Source organism: Nodosilinea nodulosa PCC 7104, assembly GCF_000309385.1.
In the GTDB taxonomy this organism is placed as follows: Bacteria; Cyanobacteriota; Cyanobacteriia; order Phormidesmidales; family Phormidesmidaceae; genus Nodosilinea; species Nodosilinea nodulosa.
In genome coordinates, this window is the sequence record NZ_JH976537.1 from 3,347,686 (window position 1) to 3,359,048 (window position 11,363).

An 11,363-nucleotide genomic window follows, 5' to 3' on the forward strand; every position below is an offset into this window, starting at 1 on the left:
GATATGACAAGATTCCTGTAGCCTATAGTACCTGCTGCCCCTGGACCACCCCCGATTGTCCCAGGCTTTTAAAGTCAGGCTGTATTGCTCGTAACCTCTGGGTTCCGTCGAGGTACTGGGCCCTTGTTTTAGCGATCTACCCGTTGCGAGCAAGGCGGTCAGTCAAGCAGCTTAAGCTGGGTTTAATTTGGCCCCCCTGCGCAGCGCTATAACCGTACGTGCTGACCCTTTACTGGGTCAACTTTGCGGAAGGTCTATACAAGCCTACGAACTGAGGCAAAAAACGCTTCAAACCTAAAACAAGGGGGACGCAGATCGCTAGAGAGATTGCCGCCAACCCGAGACTTAAGGGGAGAACAATAAATGGCTGATCGGGCAAAACGGATGCCAGCTTGCCGGCCAGTTTATAGTTAAAGGGCATCAGCAGTCCGTTGAGACCCAGCAGTACGAGGGTATTGAGCCCGATGAACTTGATGCCTAAGCGATTTTGAAGGGAACTTAAGGACTGGCTAGAAGCCGACCAACGGGCCAGATAAATTGTTGCTAGAGAACCCGCTAGGCCCGTGATGAGAAACAGCAGGGGCTGCCCATGGCTGGAAAGACCCATGAAGACCACCTTAGGGAGCTCATGGTAAAACAGGGATTCATTCAGGTTGAAAGTCAGCAGCATAATGATGAAGCTAACCCAAAACCCTATGGCGTCCTTGGAAATGCTGCTCTCGGGCTTGGCATCGCCGTCGTTAAAATAATTGCTATGCCTTAAGACAGACCCTGATATATAGAAAATATAGGCAACCATTGCCTCCGGAAAAAACCAGAGATTCATAGCCAACTCTCGATTTTCGAGGGTCACAAACCAGCCTAGGCCAAACAGTAAGGCGGCGGCTAAGAGGCGCGATCGCTCAGATTTGAGTATTCTGCAAACCACAAAATGTACTACTTCAACCGCAAATAAGCAGGCTAAAAACCAGGTTGTAATGTTGAAGGCCGGAACGCCTCTCAGAAGTGAGAGAGAATCGCTAAGATATGCTGTAAAGTTTAAGTTTTTGCTGGCTAAATCGAGTAAGATGCGTCCCATTAAGCCCAGTATATTGAAAAATACGAATGGAACTATTCTAGAAGATATTCTGATGCTTATATATTTCGCGAAGCTTCCCTTGGGAGGTTTTGAAATATAGCCAGAAAGAAGAAAAAATAAAGGTATATGGAAAGAATATATGGCTTTATAGGTCAGAAATGCGGATGTGAAATCGTGCTGGCTTAAAGACTCTAGTATGTGCCCCAGGAAGACTAAGATCATGCCGTATGATTTCGCGAAATCTAGCCACAGAATCCTGGTGGAAAGAGAATTTTTTGGGATGCCGATGTCTGCTTGCTGCATAGGTTTATCCATGACAATAGTACGGCTTTGTGCCATACCTGGCCTGTTTTTCGATCTGATTATAGTTAGATTGCCTGCTTGGCTGATGAGGTCATGCCAACGCTAAAGCACAGCCTGAATCAGATACGGCATGGCATCTGATTGGCTGGTGAATAGCCGCTCAAAAACTGAAGCAGTTTGTTTTTGAAAGATGCTACAGCACTTCAAAAAGAGGCTTAAACGCCTAAGTGAGGCGCATAATATCGCATGCTTTTTCTGGGTCTACGCTAAAGCGCCTGGTCAAAGCTCATTTTGCTAAGATCCTGAGCTAGCGAACCAGAATTAAGGCGAAAAATCCTATTTCAACCCTAATCTTTGCTTGGCCATTCTGAATGGCCTGCAGTATCAAGGCGTCGGAAGCGCACGCTCACGCAGACCTTTCGCAGCAAAGAGACGCTGATGCGAAGGTTTAGCTTTTATGGTGGAGTAAGCATGTTGAATTTAGGCATAGGGTTAGATGCGAAAAACTGGCGGCGCAGGTTAGCTAGGGCATGGCCTTTCTATCTGCTTGCTGGAGCTAGAAGCAAACAATGTCTGCCCGGCTGCGCCTCTCTCTGTGTACGGGTTAGCTTATTGCACTGCACCTCAGATTTCATAGCAAAAAAAGCAGGCATTATAAAAGCTCTACATTGTTTGCCATAATCTTTATAAAGGTTTGACCGTTCTGGCTAGGGCAGTGCGATCGCCTCACTCGGTCAATCTCGCGGCTCTGGGTAGGATGCTGGTTGATTGACAAAATCCTTAAAACCCTGGTGCTACCGTAGGTTGGTGTTGAGCGAAGCGAAACCCAACCTGCATCAGGACTTTTGTCAGTCAATCAGGGGCGGGATGTGTCCGTTCCGTCAGGAGACGGGCATTTGCTATCTGTCTTCGCACCATTGCCTACGGAGCTGAGTTTCTGATCCTCTGAGGCGGACGTAATCCATCTATTAGCTAAGGCGGAACCCCCTGTACGATCTGGCCTCCCCTTATCATCCTTCTGCCTTGAAGTACTAATCTCCCCCCGCGAATGATGCCAGCCTCAGATGGCCAGTCTGCTTGGGGCAGTGGCTCGGTCAGCGATAAGCACAAATTAAATTTGGTCAAATTGTCATCTGGCTTACTAAAATGCCGCTAAGTTGAACACTAGATTGCCCATGGGATCGTGTTTTTGGAAGCATTAAGCCCCGTGACTCAACAACTTGACGTTCAACTCAGCTTTGCTATCAACGGAGAACCCGTCTCCGTTGACAATGTTTCTCCGGCCATGACCCTGCTAGAGTACCTGCGCCTGAGCGGGCGGGCGGGTACTAAGGAAGGCTGCGGCGACGGCGACTGTGGGGCCTGCACTGTGGCGATCGTTGGCGAAGGGGCCGATGGCCAGCCCCACTACCAGGCCGTCAACAGCTGTTTGATTCCCCTAGGGGCGGTGGTGGGGCGGCAGGTGTTGACCGCAGACGGCATCACCCAGTGCACCATTCCCAAAGATGCGTTTGTGAAGGAACCCGTCACTATCGACAAGCTTCACCCGGTGCAGTCGGCCATGGTCGAAACGGGCGGTTCCCAGTGCGGCTACTGCACTCCCGGCTTCATTATGAGTTTGTTTGCCGCCTACTACGACGGCACCCCCGACGACCTCTCGGTAGAAGGCAACCTCTGCCGCTGCACCGGCTACCTGCCCATTCGCCGCGCCGCCCGGATGGTGGCCGAGGCCGCCCCCCAGGATCGGTTCGCGGAGCAGCTGGGGGCATCGTCTACGGCGCTTTTGCCCTTTGCCTACATGACCGACAACAACGGCCACAGCGAGCGGTTTTACCGACCGACCCAGCTGGCGGAGGTGCTCGACCTGTTGCAGCAGCACCCCGACGCTACCCTGGTGGCCGGGGGCACGGATCTGGGCCTGGAGATGAGCTGGCATCGGCAGCACTACCCCATTTTGATCTCCCTGGAGGCGATCGCAGAACTCAAGCAGGTGCAGCACACTGAGGCATCCGTAGAAATTGGTGCGGCGGTGCCCCTCAGCCACATTGAGGCCAACCTGCACGGCATCTTTCCCGCCATGGACGAGATGATCCACTGGTTTGCCGCCCGCCAGGTGCGCAACCGGGCCACCCTGGGGGGCAACATCGGCACCGCTTCCCCCATTGGCGATCTGCCCCCGGTGCTGCTGGCGTTAGATGCCACCCTTAAGCTGGCTGGCCCCAGCGGCGATCGCACCCTGCCCCTGGCCAACTTCTTCACCGGCTACCGTCAAACCGAGCTACAGCCCGGTGAGGTGATTGTCTCGGTGCAAATTCCTAGGGGATGGACGGCTGCCAGCGATCGCCGCCTCACCCAGTCCTACAAAATCGGCAAGCGCGGCACCGACGACATTAGCATTGTGGCGGCGGCTTTTGTGGTGGACGTGGATAGCAGCAACACGATTCTCCATGCCCGGCTGGGCTATGGCGGGGTAGCGGCAACACCAGCCAGGGCGACAGAGGTTGAGGCGTTCCTGGTGGGCAAGCCCTGGAATGCAGAGACAATTCAGGCCGCCAAGCCGCTGCTGAAAGAGGCCTTCACGCCGCTCACCGACCTGCGCGGCAGCGCCGACTACCGCAAGCTGCTGGTGGTGAATTTGTTCGAGAAATTTTTTGTGGAGTTTCCCTGAAGTTCAGATCCTCAAATGGTGCATTCGCGAAGCAATGCACCCTCCAGCGCCCGAGAAGTTTTTGAAGATTAACCGCACAGATTACCTACATGCTGAGACCGATGCGAAGCGCGATGCGCTACCTACAAGTTAACCCTTCCGTTGGGTCCAGGGCGGCCAATGTTATGTTTGCGTTCCTACGGAACGACGGTCCCTGGTCGAGGGGGTCTGGGGGAAATCGAAATTCCCCCAGCGGCAGGCATAGCTTTTGTCCCCCAGCCTTGCGCCTCCAGTAGTAGGACGCTACATCATCAAAATTCTTAGCAGACCCACCCCTGCCCCTCCTGGGAGGGGATGTCCAAAATCCAAAATCGCCAGTCCAAAATCGCCAGAGGTATCCCCATGAGCCCAGTCGGCCAACGCAAGAGTCACGAAAGCGCCGTTGCCCACGTCAGCGGCACGGCAGTCTACACCGACGACCAGCGCGAACCGGCGGGGATGCTGTCGCTCTTTCCGGTGACCTCGCCCCACACCCGAGCCACCATCACCAAGCTAGATGTCGCCCCAGCACTGGAGATTGACGGTTGTGTGACCGTGCTCACCGCCGCCGATGTGCCCGGAGAAAACAATACCGGCGTAATTGTCCGCGACGAGGTGCTGCTGCCCACCGATGAGGTCAGCTACTACGGTCAGGTGGTGGCCTGGGCCGTAGGCGAAACTGAGACTGCCGCCCGCGAGGCTGCTGCCAAAGTGGTGGTGGAGTATGTGCCGCTGCCCGCCATTAAGACCGTGAAAGAGGCGATCGCCGCCGACAGCTACCACAGCGAGCCCCAGTTCATCCGGCGCGGTGACCCCGACGCGGTGATCGCCCAGTCTGAACACACCTTCACTGGCGAAGTCGAAATCGGCGGACAGGATCACTTCTACCTCGAAACCCAGACCAGCTGGGCCGTGCCCGACGGCGAGGGCAACCTCCAGGTCTTCGCATCGACCCAGCACCCCACCGAAACCCAGCACATTGTCGCCCGCATTCTAGGGCTGCCCGAGAACCGGGTGGTGTGCACCTGTCTGCGCATGGGCGGCGGCTTTGGCGGCAAAGAATCCCAGGCCAACCCCTTTGCCTCAGCGGCGGCCCTGGCCACCTACAAAACCGGCAGACCAGCCCGCTGCCGCCTGCGCCGCCACCACGACATGCTGATCACCGGCAAACGCCACGGCTTTTTTGGCGAGTACGAGGTGGGCTTTAACGGCGACGGCACCATCACCGCCATGAACGCTATCCTGACCGCCGACGGCGGCTGGAGCCTGGATCTGTCGCCCCCGGTGCTGGCCCGGGCCATTCTGCACATCGACAACGCCTACTATATCCCCAACCTGGTGGTGGAGGGGCGGATCGCCAAGACCAACCGGGTGTCGAACACGGCCTATCGCGGCTTTGGCGGCCCCCAGGGCATGATTGTGATCGAGGAGGTAGTGGACAGGATCGCCCGCACCCTCAACCTGCCCCCGGATGTGGTGCGCGAGCGCAACTTCTACCACGGCACTGGGGCCACCTGCACCACCCACTACGACCAGGAAATTGTTGACAACCGCATGGCTCGGGTCTGGCAGGAGGCCAAGGAAGGGGCTGACTATATGGCCCGGCGGGCGGCGATCGCGGCCTTCAACGAAACCAGCCTCTACAAGAAGCGGGGCCTGGCGATCACCCCCGTCAAGTTCGGCATTTCCTTCAACAAGGTGATGTACAACCAGGCCGGGGCGCTGGTGCTGATCTACACCGACGGCAGCATTCAGCTCAACCACGGCGGCACCGAAATGGGCCAGGGCCTGCACACCAAAATGATCCAGGTGGCGGCCAAAGCCCTGGGCGTCAACCTCGATCGCATTCGGATGATGCACACCAGCACCGACAAGGTGCCTAACACCTCGGCCACGGCGGCCTCCAGCGGCTCCGACTTGAATGGTCAGGCGGTGAAGAATGCCTGCGAAATACTGCGCGATCGCCTCGCCGGAGTTGCCGTGCGCATGCTCAACCTCGACGCCCCCGAAGACATGGTTTTTGAAGACGACTGGATCTACTGCCGCACCTACCCCAGCGCCCGCATTGCTTTCGACGAGGTGGTGCAGCAGACCTACAGCGAACGCATTAGCCTGTCGGCCACCGGCTTCTACCGCACTCCCAACATTTTTTGGGACCCCAAGCTGGGTAAAGGGCGTCCCTTCTACTACTTTGCCTACGGGGCCGCTGTCTCTGAGGTCGAAGTCGATGGCTTTACCGGTACCTTCAAACTGCGCCAGGTCGATATCGTCCACGATGTGGGCGAGTCTATGAATCCCCTGGTGGATAAGGGCCAGATCGAAGGCGGTTTTGTGCAGGGCATGGGCTGGCTGACCATGGAAGAACTGGTGTGGGATGGTGAAGGCCGCCTGCGCACCTTTGCCCCCAGCACCTACAAAATCCCTACCATCAGCGAAGTGCCCGAGCAGTTCACCGTCCATCTGCTAGAGCGCGCCGCCCAGGATGGCGTCATCTACGGCAGCAAAGCCGTGGGCGAACCCCCCTTTATGCTGGCCATGTCGGTGCGCGAGGCGATCCGCGCCGCCGTCGCCGCCTTTGGCAATGCCGACTACGTGCCGCTAGGCTTGCCCGCAACCCCGGAGGCGACCCTGTGGGCGATCGAGGCTGTGAAGGCGGCGGTTAGCCAGGGGCAATCTGTGGAGGTGATGTCTTGACCGCAACAAATGCCAGTAATAGATAAACCACACTATGGATCAGCGTTACGGCTTAAAGTTAGGCAGTCAAAGACTATGGCACTAACTCCTCATGTTGTTCAAAGCGATCCTGATATTTTAGGAGGAACTCCTGTTTTTTGTGGTACCCGCGTGCCAATCAAGACACTGCTTGATTACCTTGAGGCCGGAGATTCTTTGAACGTGTTTTTGGATCATTTTCCCGGCGTGAGCAGGAAACAGGCCATTGCCGCCTTGGAATTGGCAAAAGAAATGCTAATTGCCTATGCGAATCCTGCTTAATGAATGCGCTCCTCGCCCATTAAAACGTGAACTCGCTGATTACGATATCAGCACCGTTGTTGAAATGGGGTGGTCGGGCAGAAAAAACGGCGAACTGCTGGCACTTATGAATCAAGCCGGTTTCACCATTCTGCTTACCACAGACCAAAATCTGCGCTATCAGCAGAATTTACGCCAAGCTGGGGTGACTGTTGTGGTTTTGGTGGCACCCAGTAATCGCCTGCCCGATTTACTTCCCTCGATGTCTGATGTTCGTCAGATGCTAACTTCGATTAGTCCAGGAAATGTGATTGAAGTTGGACGTAACCGAAAGAATTTTATGGTGAACTGCTTTCAACAACTGGCTCAGGTGCTTGAATATGGCTCTGCTGTTTTAGCTACTGTCACTGCCGTTAAAGGTTCTGTGCCCCGTGAAGTGGGAGCCAAGCTAGTGGTCGATGTTGGGGGCCAAGCCTTCAACACCATTGGCGGCGGTGCAGGGGAAGCCAAGGTGCTGCGTCAGGCCCAGGAGGTGCTTAAGACCGGAAAAAAGCAGTTTGTCGAGATTGACCTGTCGGGGGCACCGCAGCGGCAAACCCAGGGCGTTTGCGGGGGGCACATGCGGGTGTGGCTAGAGCGGTGGCAGGGCGATGCGGCAAAACTCCTGGTGCATTCGATTTTGCGATCGCTTCAGGCAGGTCAGTCTGTCACCTTCGTCACGCCCTTCGAGCAGGATAGAACCCCCTACTTAGTCGAGAATGCTGTCTGCGTTGATCCCACTGCGGCCTTCGTAGAAACCCTTCAGCCACCGCCGACGCTGCTGATTGTGGGGGCAGGGCACGTGGGCATTCAGCTGGCCAAAGTTGCCGATCAAATCGGCTTTCAGGTTGCCGTGCAGGACGATCGCCCCGATTGGGCCAACGCACACCACTATCCCCAGGCCAGTCAAATTCTGGCGATTGAGATTGACCAGGCGATCGCATCCCTCGCCGCCCACCAAAACCTCTATGCCGCCCTGGTCACGCGCGGCTACACCTACGATCTCGCCGCTCTCCAGCTACTACTTCAGCGCCCCATTCCCTGCCAGTACATCGGCATGATCGGCAGCGAAAAGCGAGTGCGCCAGGTCTATGGGGCGATCGCGCACAGAGGTATTTCAAAAGAGAAATTGGCCTCCATTTATGGCCCCATTGGTTTGGATATTGGAGCATTGACGCCCGAAGAAATTGCGGTCAGCATTGGCGCTGAGCTAATTATGGTGCGGCGGGGAGGGACGGGGCGATCGCTCTCCGAACAGCTGCGTCGGCAGCTTGTGATTTGACTCAGCCAGCGCATGCTCGCGCAGCTGGGCAGGCAGAGGTCTGACAGTTTCCTGCCTCAAAGCTCTGCCTGCCCAGGTGAAAATAGCCCGGTTAAAGCGCTATTTAGGCTGCCTTAGCTAAGGCAAAGTGTTAGCCACTTTGGCAAAGCTAGGAAGCAGGCATGGTGCCTGTCCGGCTGCGAGAATCGAGGTCTTCAGCCTTAAAGTACCATTCCCCATTGCTGTTTTGGGCAAAGGTGTTTCTGACTGAATTCCAGGCAACTTCATGGGCACCTTCTTCGCTAAACCCATCTTGCAGTGAGCTATTGAAGGCGGCCATAAAAATTTGCTTGGCCTCCTGGGGAAGTGACTGAGTTTCTTGGGGTAAAGCGTCTGTGTTTTCGTAAGCCATAAGGTTTTCTCCCTATCGTTATTAGGTCATTCCTGAGTAGACCTTAGAGCATTGAAACTGGCCTCAACCTCTCTCTTGCGCTGGAAACTCTGGAGCTATATGGGCTGCCCTAAGATAGGGGATTGACGTACGATTTTGACGAGAATTTACCCTGTTTGCTCGATGGCTAGAATATCGCTTTTCTCTGAATCGGCTGGCGCAGAGCGGCTGATCCCGTGGCCAACGCAAGAACTGCCTGACCGACTAAATCCGACTTTATTTGGCGGCGGCCAGCCTCTGCCTGAGGTCAATATGGGGGAATAAATTTATCGCGCTTATTTTTATGGCTAAGCAAAAAAAATGGATGCCTCTGGCGGCGATCGCCCTGATCGGCTTCGACATCGGGCTAGCTCTGGCCTACTTCGCCACCATTTATCTGTGGGGTGAGTCGGGGCCGCTGCTGGACTTCAACGGCCTGCGATCGCTGCCCTCCTGGGTTCAGGCGGCGCACCTGTTTGCGATCGCGCTCCTCTGTGTTGGTCTACTTCTCTATCGCCACCGCATGGCCCGTCCGGTCTCCTGGTTTCTGCCCAGCGCCGTAGCCTTGCTGTGCCTCTACGGTGGACTCGATGAATTGACCAAGCTCCACCTCTCCCTGCACCAGTTCAACTGGAAGCTCATTTACCTGAGCATTCTGATGGCTATTCCAGTGCTGGGCTGGCAGGATTTGGCCTGGATCTGGCGGCACCACCGCGCTTCGGTGCTGTGGGTGCTGGCGGGGATGGGTGTGTTTCTGCTGGGCGGGTTTGGCGCCGAAGCCGCCAAGGGCGCGATCGACTCGGAGCTTGCCACCCATGCTTCCTCCAGAGGTCTTTTCCTGGGCGAGCACCTGAGAATTACCCTCGAAGAATTTGGCGAACTCCTGGGGGAAACCCTTATCCTTTGCGGCATTGTTAGCTTCATGCAGCAGGCGCTCAATCCCTTGCGCCGCGTGGCCTACCGCCCTTAATTTGCAGTGGGCTAAGTCGTACCAAAGGCATTGGGGGGCCTTCCTCCGAGGAGTGCTGCATTGAACTGCGGCCATCCAAATATCTGGGGCATAATAGCCGAAAAAAAGCGCTGCCTGACTATGCGATCGCCCCTCTCCACCCTCCCCAAGGCCGAACTTCACATCCACATCGAAGGCTCCCTGGAGCCAGAGATGATGGTTGCCCTGGCCCAGCGCAACGGCATTGCGCTCCCCTACGATTCGGTCGAGGCGGTGCGGGCGGCCTACCAGTTTGAAAACCTCCAGTCCTTTTTAGACCTTTACTATGCCGGGGCGCAGGTGCTGCAAACCGAGCAAGACTTCTACGACCTCACCTGGGCCTACCTGCAAAAATGCGCGGCCCAGCACGTGCGCCACACCGAAATTTTCTTTGACCCGCAGACCCACAGCGATCGCGGCATTCTCTTTGAGGTGTTCCACAGCGGTATCACCCAGGCGCTAAAAGATGCCAAAACCCAACTCGGGGTCTCCTCAGCGCTAATTCTCTGCTTTTTGCGCCACCTCAGCGCCGAAGCCGCCATGGCCACCCTGGAGCAAGCGCTGCCCTACCGGGACAGCATCATCGCCGTGGGGCTAGATTCCTCAGAGCTGGGCCATCCGCCCTCGAAGTTTCAGGCGGTGTTTGACCGGGCCAGGGCCGAGGGCTTTCTCACAGTGGCCCACGCGGGCGAAGAGGGGCCACCCGACTACATTTGGGAAGCGATTCGCCTGCTCAAGGTGTCGCGCATTGACCACGGCGTACGCTGTGTGGAAGACCCGGCCCTGGTGGAGTACCTGGTTGAGCACCAGATACCGCTGACGGTGTGCCCCCTGTCGAACATCAAGCTCTGCGTGTTTGACACCATGGCCCAGCACAACCTCAAACACCTGATGGATCTGGGCCTGTGCGTCACGGTGAACTCCGATGACCCCGCCTACTTCGGCGGCTACCTGGCGGAAAACTTTGCGTCGGTGGAATCTGCCCTGGAGCTATCGCCAGAGCAGCTGGTGCAGCTCGCCAAAAATTCCTTCCGAGCGTCATTCTTGAGCCCAGCAGAGCAGCAGCCCTATGTAGAAGAACTAGAAACCTACAATTAGGAAAGGCCTAAATACGGTGTCAATAGTAATGCTAAAAACCGCGAAGCCAAGGATGTACGCAGGGCAACCGACTAACCATTGCTAGCTAACTTCTTTTGAAGAATCGCTTCCATCACCTTCAAGTCGTCTTCAGTCTGGGGGAACGGATAGACTGGAGCGCTAGGATTGCCCATTCGGATCAAAGCCTCAATGGCTTCATCATCATCTCGGTGGGCCAGGGAGCATGTCACCTTTGCGCCCCAATCATGCCATTGAGGTAAGCGCAGCGATGGGCTAAGGCCTGTGGAACGTTGTCTTCGTTCCACTGAGCACCCGAGATTTTAATGCGGCGAGCAATCTGCTTGATGCCTGATTCGACGGCTCCTGAACCAATCGAACAAATCTGCTCCCGCTGATAGTAGTCGTAGTTGAGGATGCGGTGCTGGTGCTTGCGTAGATACTGACAGAAGTTCTTGGCCGCTTTCTTTTTTAGTCGGCTCAAACAAGGTCAGTACTTCATCGACTTTG

9 protein-coding genes and 2 pseudogenes are annotated in these 11,363 nt (G+C 56.0%); 7 read left to right on the forward strand and 4 right to left on the reverse strand.

Translation table 11 applies throughout. The features are described 5' to 3' along the window. Window positions 1–229 precede the first annotated feature (229 nt). A complete protein-coding gene (locus tag LEPTO7104_RS0115375) occupies window positions 230–1,417 on the reverse strand; it encodes an acyltransferase family protein (RefSeq protein WP_017299470.1) in 1,188 nt (395 codons plus the stop codon). Between the two features lie 1,249 nt (window positions 1,418–2,666). On the opposite strand from LEPTO7104_RS0115375, the gene xdhA reads away from it, so the two are divergent. From xdhA to LEPTO7104_RS0115395, 5 genes and pseudogenes are all read left to right on the forward strand, one after another. Further along, window positions 2,667–4,049 carry a xanthine dehydrogenase small subunit gene (xdhA, locus tag LEPTO7104_RS0115380; RefSeq protein ID WP_017299471.1) on the forward strand — a complete coding sequence of 461 codons (1,383 nt, stop codon included), beginning with the start codon at window positions 2,667–2,669 and terminating at the stop codon, window positions 4,047–4,049. Between the two features lie 381 nt (window positions 4,050–4,430). Beyond that, window positions 4,431–6,761 (forward strand): xanthine dehydrogenase molybdopterin binding subunit, encoded by a 2,331-nt coding sequence (xdhB, locus tag LEPTO7104_RS0115385; protein WP_026072754.1) that lies wholly within the window; start codon window positions 4,431–4,433, stop codon window positions 6,759–6,761. A gap of 75 nt (window positions 6,762–6,836) precedes the next feature. Beyond that, window positions 6,837–7,061 (forward strand): DUF433 domain-containing protein, encoded by a 225-nt coding sequence (locus LEPTO7104_RS0115390; RefSeq protein WP_026072755.1) that lies wholly within the window; start codon window positions 6,837–6,839, stop codon window positions 7,059–7,061. Further along, window positions 7,045–7,362 (forward strand): annotated as a pseudogene (locus LEPTO7104_RS43635) (hypothetical protein); the annotation flags it as partial. The gene LEPTO7104_RS0115390 and the pseudogene LEPTO7104_RS43635, both read left to right, overlap by 17 nt. Window positions 7,363–7,380: 18 nt before the next feature. Then, window positions 7,381–8,361, forward strand: coding sequence for an XdhC family protein (locus tag LEPTO7104_RS0115395; RefSeq protein ID WP_040696805.1), 981 nt, complete (start codon window positions 7,381–7,383; stop codon window positions 8,359–8,361). 148 nt (window positions 8,362–8,509) lie between these two features. Here LEPTO7104_RS0115395 and LEPTO7104_RS0115400 read toward each other — a convergent pair whose 3' ends face one another. Next, window positions 8,510–8,752: a ChaB family protein gene (locus LEPTO7104_RS0115400; RefSeq protein ID WP_017299475.1), complete on the reverse strand. Its 243-nt coding sequence runs from the start codon at window positions 8,750–8,752 to the stop codon at window positions 8,510–8,512. A gap of 322 nt (window positions 8,753–9,074) precedes the next feature. On the opposite strand from LEPTO7104_RS0115400, the gene LEPTO7104_RS0115405 reads away from it, so the two are divergent. Next, complete coding sequence (locus LEPTO7104_RS0115405) at window positions 9,075–9,740, forward strand: hypothetical protein (protein WP_017299476.1); 666 nt, start codon at window positions 9,075–9,077, stop codon at window positions 9,738–9,740. 120 nt (window positions 9,741–9,860) lie between these two features. Then, window positions 9,861–10,856 carry an adenosine deaminase gene (locus tag LEPTO7104_RS0115410; protein WP_017299477.1) on the forward strand — a complete coding sequence of 332 codons (996 nt, stop codon included), beginning with the start codon at window positions 9,861–9,863 and terminating at the stop codon, window positions 10,854–10,856. A 71-nt stretch (window positions 10,857–10,927) separates the two neighbouring features. Here LEPTO7104_RS0115410 and LEPTO7104_RS43640 read toward each other — a convergent pair whose 3' ends face one another. Further along, entirely contained in the window at window positions 10,928–11,161 is a 234-nt protein-coding gene (locus tag LEPTO7104_RS43640; protein WP_422879824.1) for a DUF6887 family protein, read from the reverse strand. Further along, window positions 11,083–11,363: pseudogene (locus LEPTO7104_RS40160) on the reverse strand (ISKra4 family transposase); the annotation flags it as partial. The gene LEPTO7104_RS43640 and the pseudogene LEPTO7104_RS40160, both read right to left, overlap by 79 nt.